At 65.8% G+C, this 16045-nt stretch carries 15 protein-coding genes and 1 pseudogene; 9 read left to right on the top strand and 7 right to left on the bottom strand.

The window, feature by feature from the left end:
- Positions 1-104: 104 nt before the first annotated feature.
- The 5 genes from CXR02_RS11045 to CXR02_RS11025 form a co-directional block, all read right to left on the bottom strand.
- Positions 105-365, bottom strand: a complete 261-nt coding sequence (locus CXR02_RS11045) for an SHOCT domain-containing protein (RefSeq protein ID WP_181037192.1) — start codon at positions 363-365, stop codon at positions 105-107.
- 44 nt (positions 366-409) lie between these two features.
- Entirely contained in the window at positions 410-1303 is an 894-nt protein-coding gene (locus CXR02_RS11040; protein WP_219816415.1) for a DMT family transporter, read from the bottom strand.
- A 61-nt stretch (positions 1304-1364) separates the two neighbouring features.
- On the bottom strand, positions 1365-2057 hold the full coding sequence (locus tag CXR02_RS11035) for a TIGR00730 family Rossman fold protein (protein WP_258060910.1): 693 nt from the start codon (positions 2055-2057) through the stop codon (positions 1365-1367).
- Between the two features lie 103 nt (positions 2058-2160).
- Positions 2161-2832 (bottom strand): isoprenylcysteine carboxylmethyltransferase family protein, encoded by a 672-nt coding sequence (locus tag CXR02_RS11030; RefSeq protein WP_104062034.1) that lies wholly within the window; start codon positions 2830-2832, stop codon positions 2161-2163.
- Positions 2822-3130, bottom strand: coding sequence for a DUF2933 domain-containing protein (locus CXR02_RS11025; RefSeq protein ID WP_104062033.1), 309 nt, complete (start codon positions 3128-3130; stop codon positions 2822-2824). The genes CXR02_RS11030 and CXR02_RS11025 overlap by 11 nt, the downstream gene beginning before the upstream one ends.
- Before the next feature lie 229 nt (positions 3131-3359).
- Between CXR02_RS11025 and CXR02_RS11020 the strand changes: the two genes are divergently transcribed.
- Positions 3360-3704, top strand: coding sequence for a heavy-metal-associated domain-containing protein (locus tag CXR02_RS11020; RefSeq protein ID WP_104062032.1), 345 nt, complete (start codon positions 3360-3362; stop codon positions 3702-3704).
- Between the two features lie 74 nt (positions 3705-3778).
- Here the strand turns inward: CXR02_RS11020 and CXR02_RS11015 are convergent, their stop codons facing one another.
- Positions 3779-4219, bottom strand: a complete 441-nt coding sequence (locus tag CXR02_RS11015; protein WP_104062031.1) for a hypothetical protein — start codon at positions 4217-4219, stop codon at positions 3779-3781.
- 46 nt (positions 4220-4265) lie between these two features.
- The gene (locus tag CXR02_RS11010; RefSeq protein WP_104062085.1) at positions 4266-4712 is read right to left on the bottom strand and encodes a universal stress protein; all 447 of its coding nucleotides are present in this window, start codon (positions 4710-4712) and stop codon (positions 4266-4268) included.
- Between the two features lie 335 nt (positions 4713-5047).
- Between CXR02_RS11010 and CXR02_RS23190 the strand changes: the two genes are divergently transcribed.
- The 8 genes and pseudogenes from CXR02_RS23190 (at position 5048) to CXR02_RS10975 (ending at position 15973) form a co-directional block, all read left to right on the top strand.
- Positions 5048-5197: a cytochrome c biogenesis protein CcdA gene (locus CXR02_RS23190; protein WP_308470678.1), complete on the top strand. Its 150-nt coding sequence runs from the start codon at positions 5048-5050 to the stop codon at positions 5195-5197.
- Positions 5167-5343: a hypothetical protein gene (locus CXR02_RS23185; protein ID WP_308470679.1), complete on the top strand. Its 177-nt coding sequence runs from the start codon at positions 5167-5169 to the stop codon at positions 5341-5343. The genes CXR02_RS23190 and CXR02_RS23185 overlap by 31 nt, the downstream gene beginning before the upstream one ends.
- Before the next feature lie 41 nt (positions 5344-5384).
- A complete protein-coding gene (locus tag CXR02_RS11000; RefSeq protein WP_104062030.1) occupies positions 5385-6944 on the top strand; it encodes a multicopper oxidase family protein in 1560 nt (519 codons plus the stop codon).
- Between the two features lie 4 nt (positions 6945-6948).
- Positions 6949-7080, top strand: a pseudogene (locus tag CXR02_RS10995) (prolipoprotein diacylglyceryl transferase); the annotation flags it as partial.
- Positions 7081-7226: 146 nt separating this feature from the next.
- Positions 7227-7655 carry a hypothetical protein gene (locus CXR02_RS10990; protein ID WP_146072511.1) on the top strand — a complete coding sequence of 143 codons (429 nt, stop codon included), beginning with the start codon at positions 7227-7229 and terminating at the stop codon, positions 7653-7655.
- A 221-nt stretch (positions 7656-7876) separates the two neighbouring features.
- Positions 7877-10351, top strand: coding sequence for a cation-translocating P-type ATPase (locus tag CXR02_RS10985; RefSeq protein WP_104062028.1), 2475 nt, complete (start codon positions 7877-7879; stop codon positions 10349-10351).
- Between the two features lie 53 nt (positions 10352-10404).
- Positions 10405-12834, top strand: coding sequence for a phosphoketolase (locus CXR02_RS10980; RefSeq protein WP_104062027.1), 2430 nt, complete (start codon positions 10405-10407; stop codon positions 12832-12834).
- A 1-nt stretch (position 12835) separates the two neighbouring features.
- Positions 12836-15973: a beta-phosphoglucomutase family hydrolase gene (locus tag CXR02_RS10975; protein WP_104062026.1), complete on the top strand. Its 3138-nt coding sequence runs from the start codon at positions 12836-12838 to the stop codon at positions 15971-15973.
- The last annotated feature ends 72 nt before the right edge of the window (positions 15974-16045 follow it).

The raw sequence follows: 16045 nt of genomic DNA, 5'->3' as shown, positions 1-16045 counted from the left end.
GATCTTCACTGCGTACGGGCTCTCGCCCGGGACGTCTTTTCCGGTTACACCCAACGTATACCCACGGGAGGGCCCGTGGTCCGGGCAGGTGTGGGCCCATACACTCATGTTCCGCGACCGCGGCGCAGCACAGTGAGCCGAGCAGTGTACTCGCTCTCATCGATCTCACCGCGGGCAAACCGTTCCGCCAGCAGGTGTTCGGCGATGCCAGCACCGGCGCCGCCTGCCTCGTACCGGCGGTTTCCAGCTCCCACGGAGCGGGAGAAAAGGACGATGGCGGTGATGACGGCGCCCCAAAACAGGACGAAGCTCAGCCCCATCAGGATGTACCCCCAGACGCCCATGTTCCCATCCCAATACATCATCGCTGTCTCCCTCTCCATTCCCGGACCCACCGGTTCCCTAGGGATCACTTTCGTCCTTTCCGGCTCCGGCCGGCAGAGTCTTTAGTCACCCTGCCCTGGCCCGTCCTGCCGTCCGGGCGGTGAAGGACAAGCCAAAGCGAGACCAGGACCAGGACCAGGCCGGTACCGGCCGCCGCCCACGGGGGCGGACGTTCCCCGGGGAGGAACAGGGACACTGCCACGCCAATGACGGGCACAAGCAGGGTCCATGCCGTCAGCAGATTCAGGCGGGACCGACCCGCCTCCCTGAACCAAGCCAGGAACGCCGCAGCCGTCCCCACCAGGGACAGGAACAGCAGGACCACCAGGAATTGCGGGGACCAGTTGATCGCCGCGGCCGGTTCGCTGAGGAGGGCCATCCCGGCCAGCAGCAGTCCGCCGATCAGGAAATGCCAGGCGCTGGCCGCAACCAGATCCGACCCGTGCAGGGCGCGCGAGAGCAGGGTCCCTGCCGTGACGGCTGCGGCCGCAAGCAGGGACAGCCAGGCCCCTGTCCCGCCTCCGCTGGCCACCCCGACCACCAGGAGTCCGGCGAACCCGGCTATGATGCCGAGCACAATCCGTACTGACACGGCCTCGCCGTAGATCCACCAGGCCGGCAGGATGATCAGCAGGGGCTGGGCGTTGGCCAGGACCGCTGCGGCCCCGATGGCCATCCCCGCGGTCCCGGCGAACATCGCGGCGAAGGCAACGGTGACATTCACAATCCCCAACAGCGTTATCAGAGCCCAGGTCCGCCGTCCCCGCGGGATTCCCCTGCGCTGAACCAGGCAGAGCAGCAGCAGTGCACCGGCTGCGATCAGTGCCCGCAGGGCCGCGAACCATAGCACCGGCGCGTCCTCCAGGCCCAGCCGGATGGCCACAAAGCACAAACCCCACACGCCGGTAATCCAGAGCATTGTTGCAGCAGGCGGAGCGCCTGGCGCCTGCGCACGTGGGCTCATCCATCCGCCATCCGGTTCAGAGGACGAGCTGGCGCAGGTGACAGTGCTGGATCAGTTCGATGGCTTCCTCGATGTCGTCGGTGACGCGCAGGAGCCGGATGTCATCGGCGGAGACGAAACCCTGATCCTGGACGTGGTCGCGGATCCAGTCCGTGAGTCCTGACCAGTGGCCGGTGCCGAGCAGGACCACGGGGAATTCGTGGATTTTTCCGGTCTGGACGAGGGTGAGGGCTTCAAAAAGTTCATCCAGGGTGCCGAATCCGCCGGGCAGGACGATGAATGCCGAGGCGTAGCGGATGAACATGAGTTTCCGGGCGAAGAAGTACCGGAAGGTCATGGACAGACCCAGGTAGGGGTTCAGTGACTGTTCACGCGGAAGTTCGATGCCCAGGCCAACAGAGGTTCCTCCGGCTTCGAAGGCGCCGCGGTTGGCCGCCTCCATCAGACCGGGGCCTCCGCCGGTGATGACCGCGAAGCCGGCGCCGGCCAGGCGTGAGCCCAGGGTCTGCGCGGCTTGGTAGCGGGGATCGTCCGGGCCCGGGCGTGCGGACCCGAAGACGGTAACTGCTTTGCCGAGCCGGCCCGAGAGCAGCCGGAAACCGGCGTCGATTTCGGCCGCGATCCGTCCCATCCGGGCCGGGTCCTCGGCCGGATCGGCCAGGACTGCGCGCAGTTCGTCATCCGTCATTTTCATGACCAGCTCGGGCACCGGCTAAGGAACCTTCCTCGGGACCTGTCCAACCAGGTTCTTTACCGCCAGGAACAGAATGGCGCCGGACCGGTGTCCGCGTTCCTGCCAGGGCGCCGGCCCATCACGGCCCCTTCTGCAGCGTCTGCCCCACGTCCGGTGACCGGTGCCCCAAGCGGGGGACGAATCCGGGGACCTGCCGACGGTACGCCGCGTAGGCTTCACCGAACTCGGCGTCCATCACACGTTCTTCCCGGCGGGCCAGGCGCAGGTACACGATGACCAGGACCGGGAACATCAGCAGGGTCAGCAGGGTGGGCCACTGCAGCAGGAAGCCGGCCATGATGACCAGAAACCCCACATACTGGGGATGCCGGATCCTGGCATACGGGCCCGTGACCGCCAGGCGGTGGTCCCGCTGGGCCGCGAACAGAACCTGCCAGGACAGGTACAGCAGGATGAACCCTGCCGCGATCAGCACGTTGCTCAGAAGATGCAGCGGGCTCAGGTGCGGATCCCCCTGCCACCCGGCGAGGTCCTGCCACAAATGACCCGTGTTGTGGCTCAGCAGATCCCCGCCCGGCAGCCGGTCACCCAACCAGCCCGAGAGCAGATAGATGGTTAGCGGGAAACCATACATCTCGGTGAACAGCGCCACGATGAACGCCGAAAACCCGCCCAGGGCCCGCCAGTCCAGCTTCGTCCTGGGCCGGACAAAACTGAACGCGAAAATGATGAACACCGCCGAATTGATGATCACCAGCCACCACAGGTCATACCCGTAATCAGTGGACATGGCCGGCCCCTCCCCCGGGCCCGGGGCGTCCGGGTGCGTCCCCGTTGTCCAGCCCGCCGTGCCCCTGATGAGAGACACCATGGCCGCCGTGGCTTCCATGCCCGAACATACAAAAGCTCATCACCAGCACCACACCCAGATAGGGCAGTGCGTCCAGGGCATGGAGCCAGTGGTTGGTGACGAGGTAGACCGCCGCTGCGGCGATAAGGACTATCAGCAGCGTCTGTGTCCAGGGCTGATATGGGCCGTGGGAGGGCCCCTGTGCTTCAGGAAGACGCGGATCAGGAAGACTGCTCATACCCTGACTCTCGACCCATCAGCCCCTCTCGGCATAGGGCCCAATGGCCCCCGCACCACCCGCGGCAGAAGGTCGACCAGATACTGCGTGACTCTTGCATTGTATACCCCTAGGGGGTATTCTATGGGTGTTGTCAGTGACGTGGTTTGTCCAGGCCCCCCGGGCCGTTACAGCCGTTCATCCCCAACAGCCCCCCCCTTTGCATCCACCCTCTCGAAGGAAAACTGACATGTGTGGAACCACCGAATCACGAACCCAGCTCTCCCTGGCCTCCGCTGCACAGCACGGCTGCAGCTGCTGCTCCCCTGCCGCAGACACCCGGGCCGGGGCTTCGGCGACAGTCAAAGCGGAGCTCCACGTCTCCGATGCGCAGTACGGCGTGGACGGGTTGACCTGCGGACACTGCGTCCAGACCGTTGAGAAGGCTGTGTCCGGCGTATCAGGGGTCCAGACCGCAACCGTCGATCTCGTCCCGGGCGGCACGTCCCGGCTGAACGTCACCGGCGCCCCCGACCCGGAGGCCCTGGCAGAGGCAGTCCGGTCCTCCGGCTACGCACTGGCCGGCGCGAAGTAGCCATCCAATGGTCGGCTGACAAAGGGAGGCCCGGCTTTCCCGGGCCTCCCTTCTACTGGCTTACCTGTTGGTTGTCAGTGGCCCGCGGTGTGCTCGCTGGTGTGGTCCACGGTGGGTACCGGGCCGGGGATGACGTCCCCTCCGGTGCCGCTGATGGCCGGGCCGATGACGAACGCCGACACGGAAAACATGGCGGCGAAGACCAACAGGCCCAGCACCGGGGCAACCCAGCTGCCGAACCGCTTATAGAGGCGGACCAGCATGGGAATGGAGGCAAGGAGCCCCAGCGCGCCGAACAGTGCGGTCCCGCCGGATCCCGCGACCAGCGCGGTCCCGGCGAGCAGCCCTATGTGATGCAGGACGTGCGGCAGGAGCCCCATGATCAGGCCGACCGCGCCGACCAACGTGTGCCACAGTGTGTGGAGCCTGCCCCTAAAGGTACGCACTGCCGGAACCGCCCCTCCGTGGCTGGTGCCGGCGGCCGGATGCAGGTGGGAGGAATGGTCAGCTGTCACGGTCTTTGCTCCCGGCGGTGTGGCGTCCGGCTGGTCGCCGGATTGCTCATTCCTCACCACCGGAGCGGGACCGGACTACGAGCACCGGGGAGGGCGAATGATGAACCAGTTGGGTGGATATCGAGCCGAGCAGCAATCCGGTGAATCCTCCGAGGCCGCGGGAACCGACCACCACCAGGTCGGCGTTCTCGGCCGCCTTCAGGAGCACGCCGGCCGTGTTGCCTTGGACAACATCACCAGTTACTTTCATTCCCCCGCTGTCCACCCGCCTCAGCGCCTCGTCCTGGAGACGGCGGGCGGCCTGGGGAAAGATCTCCGGATCATGGACCAGGCCTTCCATCCCGACCGTCACGGGCGGGAACTGCCAAGCAGTCACGGCCTTTACTTCTCCGTGGCGCAGCCGCGCCTCATTGACTGCCCATTCCAGCGCGAGGCGCGAGGGGGCCGAACCGTCCACCCCCACCACGATCCTGAACACTCCGTCGCCGCCCACGAGCACCGCCTTCCACCAGGTTCTTCACAACGTTGCCCTCAGTGTGTCCCCCACATGATTCTCACCGCAAGGGCCGAAGATCCCGACCCTGATCATTGGCCCCCGCTTTGCGGTCGAAACAGAACCCTGCGCGGGATCGTCGTCGCGGTAAGTGCCTGGCACACTTCGAACAATGGGTACGTGTCCGGGCTCACTGACCCGGGCCAGCCGCGCAACCGGCGCCGTGTCCGGTGCTTTGGCTGCAGCAGACCCGAAAACTTACCCTGGGCCGGCGGACCGGCCTGGGCGGCGCCCCGCTGCTGGGCATCGTTTTTGGGCTCGTCTGGACTCCCTGCATGGGCCCGGTGCTGAGTGCTGTGCTGTCTATAAGCGTCACGACCGGCAGCGCCGGACGCAGCACACTTCTGGCCTTCGCCTACTGCCTCGGCCTGGGCATCCCGTTCGCGTTGACGCAATGGGCCCGGGGTGGGTCAGTTCGGCCCTGACCCTCGTCCGCCGCCACATCCGGATCGTGAATATCGCAGGAGCCGCTATGCTCATCATCCTGGGCCTCCTCATGGTCACCGGAGTCCGGGGCCGCTGGATCTACGAACTCCAAAACCTCTCCGGAACCTTCCTCACCCCCATCTGACACCCGCGAAGCCGCATGCTCCGCCGATTGAAGGAGTGCTTATGTACACCAACCTAAACAGACGTCACTTCCTGGGCTTATCAGTGGCCACCGCCGCCGCCGCGGCGCTGGTAGCCTGCACCCAAACCCCCGAACCGACAACCGCGGCGTCCGAACGGGTCATGCCCACCGACCGTGTGGTCGCCGAACATGAAACCGAGCGGCCCTCCTCAGGGAACGCCGTGGCCCAGTCTCTTAACGCCGCGGCTTTCACTGCAGCGGTGGCTGGCAAGCCGGTAACTACCTGGGGCTATAACGGCAGCCTCACCGCACCCACCATCCGAGCCAAGGCCGGTGATCAGCTGAACATAAATCTGGTCAACGACTTGAAGGACGCAACCAGCATCCACTGGCACGGACTTGCCCTGCGCAATGACCAGGACGGCGTCCCGGGCCTCACCCAGGACCCGGTGGCCGCAGGGACCGAATTCACCTACGATTTCCGGCTCGCCCACCCCGGCACCTACTGGTACCACTCCCATGTTGAAATGCAGCGCGAACGCGCCCTCTACGGAGCGCTGATCATCGAAGATCCGGCCGAAAAGCTCGTGTACGACAGGGATTGGGTCATCGTTCTCGACGACTGGATGGACGGCATCACCGGCACCCCCGAGGACGTCGTGAAAGAACTCTCCGGCGGCATGTCCATGTCCGGTTCCATGCCCGGCATGGACCATGGATCCATGAGTTCCACGCCCTCCCCCTCGGGCGGATCAACAGGCATGAAACACATGCTGATGGGCTCCCGCAGCGACTTCCTTGGCGGCGACGCCGGAGACGTCAGCTATCCCTTCCACCTCTTCAACTCCAAAGCACCTGACCAGGCAGAGATCCTGAGCGCCACGACGGGGCAGGTCATCCGGTTGAGGATCATCAACGCCGCCGGGGACACCGCCTACCGGGTCGGAATCCCCGGCCAAAAACTCACCGTGACCCACACGGACGGATTCCCGGTCCAACACCAGGATGTCACCGCCGTCGTTCTCGGCATGGGCGAACGCATCGATGCCCTGCTCACCGTGGCAGAAGGCTTCACCCCCGTGATGGCGCTGGCCGAAGGTAAAATCGGCCAGGCCCTGGGCTTCATCAGCACCGGCACCGGCAAGCAACCGCTGCCGGCAGTGCTGCCGAACAAACTGGAAGGCACCGTCGTTGATGGTGGCCAACTCAAGGCCGACCCCACCGTCACTCTGACCGACAAAACCCCGGACCGGACCCACGAAGTTCGTCTCACCGGCGGAATGGAAAAATACGACTGGGGCATCAACGGCAAACGCTTCGACCTGACCAAGCCATTGGAGAACGCCTTCGACGTCAAGGCCGGCGAAAGGGTGCAGGTGAATTTCGTCAACGACACTGACATGTGGCATCCCATGCACCTGCACGGACACACCTTCCAGGTATCCGGCGGCGGGGCCCGCAAAGACACCGTCATCGTCCGGCCCAAACAGACGGTGACGGTGATCTTCGACGCCGACAACCCGGGCCAGTGGCTTACCCACTGCCACAACGCCTACCATGCCGAACGCGGCATGATGGGCGTTTTCTCCTACATCAAATAAGGCCATGAACACTCCTGTCGTGACAGACCTGTTCTTTCCCTCCCCGACCGTCAGCGCCTTCCAGTTCGGTCCGCTGACCATACGTTTCTACGCCCTCGCTACACTGGCAGGTATTGTCGTCGGCGTCTGGCTGACCGCCCTGCGTGACAAGGATTTGAGGTTCCGCGCAACCGGCCGGGTAGGATCGCTGCATAGGGCGAAACCTACTAGTTCTTTTTCGCGATGAACACGGGGTGGGCAGAAGTGCGTCATTCGATGCGACAGCACCAGACCTTTTCCAACGTGGCCACAATCACCGCGGTCCTGTCGTTCCTCCTCGCCGTAACGGGCATTCTTGACCTGCCGATGACGTCTTCGCCATCAACCGGACCTGGCACTGGCTCGCACACCATCGCGTCGGTCCGCACGGAAGCCGCTGAAGTCGTGAGCCTCCGCTACACCCCTTCCCGTGACACAGTTGTCGCTGCGGATAACGGTCCGGGGAACCAACCAGTTCCGTCCCGTACTGGACACTGCCCCATGAACCTGGGCTTGTCGGTGGCCTGCCCGGATGTGCTGTCGCCTGCCGTCCTTGCCGCATCAGTTCCGGGATCTCCTGGCAGCACGCCGGCTGCCGATACGGCAGCACGGCCAACCGGGGCGCTGCCCGAGGTTCCCGGGGCACCCCTGCACCCTGTATCGCTCATCCGGCTGTCCATCAGCCGCGTATAGGAGACCTCTGCCCTCCTGACTTTTCATCGAGGGCATCGACGTCCCGCCGCTGTGTCCACGCATCTGGAGCGGACTTACTCCGGAACTAACCAGGCCGTCAGATCAGGAGACCTCATTTCCAGGCCTGTCACCACCGCTCTAATACCCGGCCTGCGCGCCACGAGATCGACGGCTGGACACTTTTTCAACCGCCTTATCGAGCTCTGAGAGGAATTTCTGTCATGAGTAATAGGACACAAACCGCGGTCATGGAGGTGCCAGGTGTTCATTGGGCCTCGTCCAAGAGCGTCGCCGAAGCCACGCTCTCCCGCCGACCGGGCGTGCTCAGCGTGGAAGCGAATCCGGTCTCGCAGACCGCGAACGTCACGTTCGACCCAGACAAGACCTCCATCGCCGAGCTGGCCAGCTGGGTACGGAAATGCGGCTACCACTGCCCCGGGCTCTCCGTCCCGGACCACATCTGCGATCCAATGGCCGGCGTCAGCCCGGCCCCGTCGAAGGATCAGGGCCATACTCACGATGACCACACCGCCATGTCCCATGCCGGTCATCCCGGGCACGGCACGATAGCCGCCAAGGAACCCCAGGCCCACGCCGGGCACGCAGGGCCGGTCACCAGGAATCCGCAGGAGGTCATGGGTCATGGCGGCGGCCACGGCGGCATGTCCATGGCCTCGATGGTGCGTGACATGCGCAACCGGTTCGTTGTGGCAGCTACACTCTCGGTGCCGATCACTCTCTGGTCACCGATCGGCAGGGACGTCTTCGGGTTCACGGCACCGGCCCCCTTCGGGTTGCGGGACGACGTCTTTGCCTTGGTTCTGTCCTTGCCGGTCATCTTCTACGCGGGCTGGATCTTCTTCGACGGCGCCTACCGGGCGTTGCGTGCCCGGACACTGGACATGATGGTCCTCGTCGCCGTCGGTGTCGGGGCCGGCTGGGTTTACAGCCTGGTCATCACCGTGACCGGCGGCGGGGACGTCTTCTACGAGGCCGCCACCGTTCTGGCCAGCTTCGTCCTGCTGGGGCACTGGTTTGAAATGCGGGCGCGGGGCGGGGCCAACGACGCCATCCGGACGCTGCTGGAACTAGCGCCGGCGAAGGCGCTGGTCATCCGGAACGGGGAACCGGTGGAAGTTCCCACCTCCGATGTCGTGCCCGGGGACCTCCTGCTGGTACGCCCGGGGTCAAAGATTCCCACGGACGGGACCGTTGAAGACGGCGAATCCGATATTGATGAATCCATGGTCACCGGAGAAAGCCTGCCGGTGGCCAAAACGGTTGGCTCCACAGTCATCGGCGCCACCGTCAACACCACCGGAACACTACGGGTCCGCGCCACCAAAGTTGGTGCGGACACGGCCCTGGCACAGATCGTCGCGCTGGTCCAGGAAGCCCAGAACTCCAAAGCCCCTGGGCAGCGGCTCGCGGACCGGGCAGCGTTCTGGCTCGTCCTTGTCGCACTCATCGGCGGCAGTGCCACCTTCGCCGTGTGGCTGCTGACCGGCGCAAGCCTCCAGACCGCGCTGCTCTTTGGCATCACCGTTGTCGTCATCACCTGCCCCGACGCGCTGGGCCTGGCCACTCCCACGGCGATCATGGTCGGCACCGGTCTGGGGGCTAAGCGGGGCATTCTGTTCAAGAACGCCACCGCACTGGAAACAGCGGCCCGTATCGAAGCCGCTGTCATGGACAAGACCGGGACCCTGACCCAGGGCAAGCCGGAAGTCACGGACTTCATCGCCGTCGGCATCGATGAGGATGAACTGCTGGCTCTCGTGGCCGCCGTGGAGCGGGAATCCGAGCACCCGCTCGCCGGCGCCGTCGTCAACTATGCGAAGGGCAGGGGCGTGCCCACACTTGATGCCACGGAGTTCCGCAATGTTCCCGGCCACGGCGCCGGAGCGACGGTCCGGGGACACCAAGTATTCGTGGGCAACCGCAAGCTCATGGCCGCCCAAGGCATTGACATCGGCCCTGTGGCCGACCAACGCCAGGAACTGGCGTCAACGGGGCGAACGGCCGTCCTCGTCGCGGTGGACGGCCGGGCGGCAGGAGTCATCGCCCTTGCTGACGCAGTCCGAGCGACGGCAGCTGCGGCTGTCGCGGCGATGCACGAAGCCGGCATCGAAGTCATCATGCTCACCGGGGACAATGAGGCCACCGCCCAGAGGATCGCCTCGCAACTGAACATCGACACCGTCATCGCCGAAGTGCTGCCCGGGGACAAGACAGCAAAGATCGCAGAACTGCAGGCCGCGGGCAAGCGCGTCGCCATGGTCGGGGACGGCGTCAACGACGCCCCGGCCCTGGCACAGGCTGACCTGGGCATCGCGATCGGCGCTGGAACAGATGTGGCCATCGAAACCGCCGACGTGGTCCTGATGCGCTCGGACCCGCTGGATGTTCCCATCGCCCTGCGCATCGGCAAGGGAACGCTGCGCAAGATGCGGCAGAACCTGGGGTGGGCCATCGGCTATAACGTCATTGCCCTGCCCATCGCTGCCGGCGTCTTCTTCAACTCCCTGGGCATCAGGCTCAGCCCGGAGATCGCCGCGATCTCGATGTCCGGCTCCAGCGTCATTGTCGCCGTGAACGCCTTGCTACTCAAACGCCTGCGCCTGCCGGAGCAGGGAGAGGCCACCGGCAGCACGATCAAGACCGAACCTGCCCCGGAGCCAAGCGGCGTCCGATAGACGCCGCCCCTGCAGCCCGTCCCCCGTTACTCCACAGACAGACAGGACCTGCCATGACAGACCATCAGCAGCTGCAAACCCGGGTACCCGTTCTCAGCCCGGACCAGCTGGACCGCATTCATGCCTGGTGGCGGGCGGCGAACTATCTGTCCGTGGGACAGATCTACCTCATGGCCAACCCGCTGCTGCGCGAGCCGCTGCGCCCGGAGCACATCAAGCCCCGGCTGCTGGGGCACTGGGGGACCACCCCGGGCCTGAATTTCATTTACGCCCACCTGAACCGGGCCATCATGGACCGGGACCTGGACATGATCTACATCATGGGCCCCGGGCACGGCGGGCCCGGCCCGGTGGCGTCGGCCTGGCTGGAAGGTACCTACAGCGAAACGTACCCGGATATTTCCCTGGACACCGCAGGGATGAAGCGGCTGTTCCGCCAGTTCTCCTTCCCCGGCGGCATCCCCAGCCATGTGGCACCGGAGACACCGGGGTCCATCCACGAGGGCGGGGAGCTCGGATACGCGCTCTCCCACGCTTACGGGGCGGCGTTCGATAACCCGGACCTCATCGTGGCGGCAGTCATAGGTGACGGCGAAGCGGAGACGGGCCCGCTGGCCGCGAGCTGGCACTCCAACAAGTTCGTGGACCCCGGCCGGGACGGCGCCGTCCTGCCGATCCTGCACCTGAACGGCTACAAAATCGCCAACCCCACGGTCCTGGACCGGATCAGCCATGAAGAGCTGGACTCACTGCTGCGCGGGTACGGCCACACACCCTATTACGTGGAAGGCTCCGACCCGGAACAGATGCACCAGGACTTCGCCCGGACCCTGGACGCCTGCCTGAACGAGATCCTTGAAATCAAGCGTGGCGCCCGCGAGGACGGCCGAACCGAACGGCCCCGCTGGCCCATGATCGTCCTGCGCTCTCCCAAGGGCTGGACAGGACCGGCCGAAGTGGACGGGCTGAAGGTGGAGGGAAGCTGGCGTTCACACCAGGTGCCCTTCACCCAGGCCCGCGAAAACGACAGCCACCGCGCCGTTCTGGAGCAGTGGCTGCGCAGCTACCGCCCCGAGGAACTCTTCGACGACGCGGGGGCTCCGGTGGCGGCGGTCGGCGGGTTGCATCCGGCCGGGGGGCGGCGCATGAGCGCGAACCCTCACGCGAACGGAGGGCTGTTGCTGCGCGACCTGCGCCTGCCCGACTTCGCCGGCTATGCCGTGCCCGTGGTGGATCCCGGCACCGGGGCCGTGGAATCCACCCGGGTCCTGGGCACGTTCCTGCGGGACATCATGGCGGCGAACATGGAGAATTTCCGGGTCTTCGCTCCGGACGAAAACAACTCCAACCGGCTGGGGGCCATATTCGACGCGACCGACCGGGCCTGGAATGCCCGGACCGTTCCAGAGGATGACCATCTCGCCCGCGACGGGCGGGTCATGGAAATCCTCTCCGAACACACCTGCCAGGGCTGGCTGGAAGGCTACCTGCTCTCGGGCCGGCATGGCTTCTTTTCCTGCTACGAGGCGTTCATCCACATTGTCGACTCGATGTTCAACCAGCACGCCAAGTGGCTGACCACGACCAACGACATCCCGTGGCGCCGGCCGGTTGCTTCTCTGAACTACCTGTTGACCTCCCATGTGTGGCGGCAGGACAACAACGGGTTCTCGCACCAGGACCCCGGGTTCATCGACCATGTGATCAACAAGAAGACCGATGTCATCCGCGTCTACCTGCCACCGGACGCCAACACGCTCCTGTCCGTGGCCGACCACTGCCTGCGCAGCCGCCAATACGTCAACGTCATCGTCGCCGGCAAGCAGCCGCAACTGCAGTACCTGGACATGGAGCAGGCGATCGTGCACTGCACCAAAGGCATCGGCATCTGGGACTGGGCCAGTTCAGATGCGGACGGGGAACCCGACGTCGTCATGGGCTGCGCCGGTGATGTGCCGACAATGGAGACCCTCGCCGCCGTCGACATCCTCCGCGGGCGGTTCCCGGATCTGAAGATACGGGTCGTCAACGTTGTTGACCTCATGCGCCTGCAGGATGACACGGAACATCCCCATGGCCTGTCCGGGCGGGACTTCGATGCCCTGTTCACAACCGACAAACCGGTGATCTTCGCGTACCACGGCTACCCGTGGCTGATCCACCGGCTCACATACCGCCGGACGAACCACGGCAACATCCATGTCCGCGGCTACAAGGAGGAAGGCACCACCACAACCCCGTTCGATATGTGCGTGCTCAACCAGCTCGACCGGTTCAACCTGGCCATCGACGTCATCGACCGGGTACCCAGGCTGAAGGACGTTTCGGCGCATGTGCGCGAGGAGCTCAAGAACAAGCTCATCGAGCACCGGCGGTACATCCGCGCCCATGGCGAAGACATGCCGGAAATCCGGAACTGGGAGTGGACGTCCGCACCGGGCCCCGCCAACAACCCGGCTGATGACGTAGCGGAACCGGAGTAGCATGACGGACGTCCATGCGGGCGGCAGCCGCCCCTCCAGTGATTCCCGGCATGGCGCAACACTGCCTTATCAGGCGGTGCTTTTCGATATGGACGGGGTTGTCACCCAGACCGCCGCCGTGCACGCGGCAGCCTGGAAGCAACTCTTCGACTCGGTCCTTCAGGACCCCCGGCTCGCCGGGCGCCCAAGGAGGGATCCGTTCGACGACGACGCGGACTACCGGCGGTACGTCGACGGCCGGCAGCGCGAGGACGGAGTCACCGCCTTCCTGGCCTCCCGCGGAGCCCGACTTCCCGCCGGACGCCCTGAAGACGGGCCGGACGTCTGGTCCGTCCACGGACTCGGCGCCCGCAAAAACGACCTGTTCCTGCAGGCCGTGACACGCAATGGCATCCGGGCCTACCCCGGGACCACCGCCCTGCTGGCCCGCCTGCATGCCGCAGGCATCCCCGTGGGCCTGGTCACCGCAAGCCGAAACGCCCGGGCCCTGCTGACCGCCGCCGGCCTTGACACCGGATTCGACGTCATCATCGACGGACAGACCGCCGCCGAACAGAGCCTGCCGGGCAAGCCCGACCCGGCCATGTTCCTCGAAGCAGCCCGCCGCCTCGGCGTGGCACCCGGGCACGCCGCGGTTATCGAGGACGCCGCCGCCGGGGTGCAGGCAGGACGCCGCGGCGGCTTCGGTCTGGTCGTCGGCATCGACCGCGCCGGGCATCGGGAACAGCTGGAACTGGCCGGCGCCGACATTGTCCTCGGCGACGTCTCTGAGCTGGACCTGGGGGTCTCACGCACCGATCCGTGGACGCTGGTCTACGACGGGTTCGATCCTGCACACGAAGGCCACCGCGAGGTCCTGACCGCCCTGGGCAACGGATACATGGCAACACGCGGCACCCAGCCAGAACACCGTGACGACGGCGTCCACTATCCCGGCACCTACCTGTCCGGAGTCTACAACCGGACAACCAGCACCATTCACGGCCGCGACCTGGAAGAAGAGCATCTGGTCAACGTCCCCAACTGGCTGCCCGTGGATGTGCGCATCGGCGCCGGCCCGTGGTGGTCCACGGGAGACATACCTGTCGCCGGGGAACGAAGCGAGCTCGATCTGCGCCGGGGCCTGTTGACACGCCGCGCAACCCTCGCCGGCCCGCACGGGGAACAACTCACAGTCGTGCAGCGGCGGCTGGTCTCCATGCACAACCCGCACCTGGCCGCGCTGGAGACGACCCTGACGGCCCACGCCTTCAACGGGACCGTGAGTATCCGGGAAGGCATCGATGCCCGGGTGGCCAACACCAACGTCCGCGACTATGCCGGCACCGGGCAGCATCACCTGACCGATCCTGAATTCACGGACGTGGATGCAGGCGTTCTCCTGTGCGCCGTCCAGACCAGCCAGAGCAGGATACGCATCGCACTGGCCGTCCGGACGGTGTTCGACGGCGCCCCAGCGGCAACACCCCGCGAGGCCGAGAGCGACGGCGGACGGTACCAGCGGCAGTTCGACCTCCGGCTGACCGACGGTCAACCGGTCACCATCACCAGGACCGCGTCGCTGGCAACCTCCCGCGACGGCGCCATCTCCTCGCCCGAGACCGCGGCCCTGGCCGGACTTTCCCGCGTTGACATCGGCTTCACCGCACTCCTGAAAAACCACGAGGCGGCCTGGCGGCGCCTCTGGGAGCGGTTCGGGATCAGCCTCGACGGCGACCGGCAGTCCCAGCTGGTCCTCAACCTGCACGTGTTCCACCTGCTGCAGACAATCTCCGTGCATACCGCAGCCCTGGATGCCGGCGTGCCGGCCCGTGGCCTGCACGGGGAAGGATACCGGGGTCACGTCTTCTGGGACGAACTGTTCGTCTTCCCCGTGATCGGACTCCGGCTCCCTGACGTCAGCCGGTCCCTGCTGGAGTACCGCTGGCGCCGGCTGGATGCTGCCCGTGACGCCGCACACGCGCAGGGCCTCCAGGGGGCGCTGTTCCCGTGGCAGAGCGGCAGCGACGGACGGGAGGAAACGCCCAGCCAGCTCTACAACGCCCGGTCCGCCCGCTGGATGCCGGACAACTCCAGCCGTCAGCGGCACGTCGGACTCGCCGTCGCCTACAACGCCTGGCAGCACTTCCAGGCCACCGGGGACCGGGACTGGTTGACGGCCCGCGGTGGGGAACTGATCATCGAAGTAACCAGGATGTTCGCCTCGCTGGCCGACTATGATCCTGCGGAGGACAGGTTCCACCTTTCCGGGGTGATGGGGCCCGACGAATACCACGACGGGTACCCGGACACGCCCGGGACCGGCCTGCGCGACAACGCGTACACCAACGTCCTTCTCTCCTGGCTGTGCGAACGCTCCGCCGATGTGCTGGCAGAACTCACGGGCCATCCCGGCGATGACCTCACGGATCGGCTGCACGTCACCGCCGAGGAGATCAGCCACTGGTCCCGGATCAGCCGCAGGCTCGCTGTGTCGTTCCACGCCGACGGAGTCCTCAGCCAGTTCGACGGTTACGAAGACCTGGCAGAGCTGGACTGGCCGCGTTACCGGGCAACGTACGGCAACATCGGACGGCTCGATCTGATCCTTGAAGCCGAAAACGACGCCACCAACCGGTACAAACTCGCGAAGCAGGCTGACGTCCTGATGCTGATCTACCTGCTGGGTCCCGCAGGGGTGATCAGGCAGCTGCACCGGCTCGGCTATCCGTTCGCGGAGCCCGATCTGGTGCGCACCGTGGAGTACTACCTGGCCCGGACCGCCAACGGATCGACGCTTAGCCGGGTGGTGCATGCCTCGGTCCTAGCCCGGATTGATGAATCCCGGGCCTGGCAGGTCTTCCGTGAGGCCCTGGTCGCCGACCTGGACGATACCCAGGGCGGCACCACCCGGGAAGGTATTCATCTGGGCGCCATGTCCGGGACGGTCGATGTCGTCGTCCGGGCTTTCGCTGGCCTGCAGACGGAGGCCGACGCGCTGACCTTTGCTCCCCGGCTCCCCGCCCGGCTGGGAAAGGCCGGCTTTCAGGTGCGGTACCGGGGCCACCGCATCGAGGTGTCCCTGAGCGCGGAAAACCTCCGGATCCGGCTGCAGCCCTGCAGCGCACCCGCTGTGCGGATAGGTGTCGAAGGACTCTAAGAGCAGCTCGCCGGCGGGGAAGAGATGAACTTCCCCCTGGTGCCGAAGGCCGCAAAAACCGGCGGGGCTAAG

Source organism: Arthrobacter sp. 4R501 (assembly GCF_002929755.1).
GTDB lineage: Bacteria > Actinomycetota > Actinomycetes > Actinomycetales > Micrococcaceae > Arthrobacter.
Note: the sequence above shows the minus strand (reverse complement) of the source record. Positions and strands in the feature narration are given on the sequence as shown.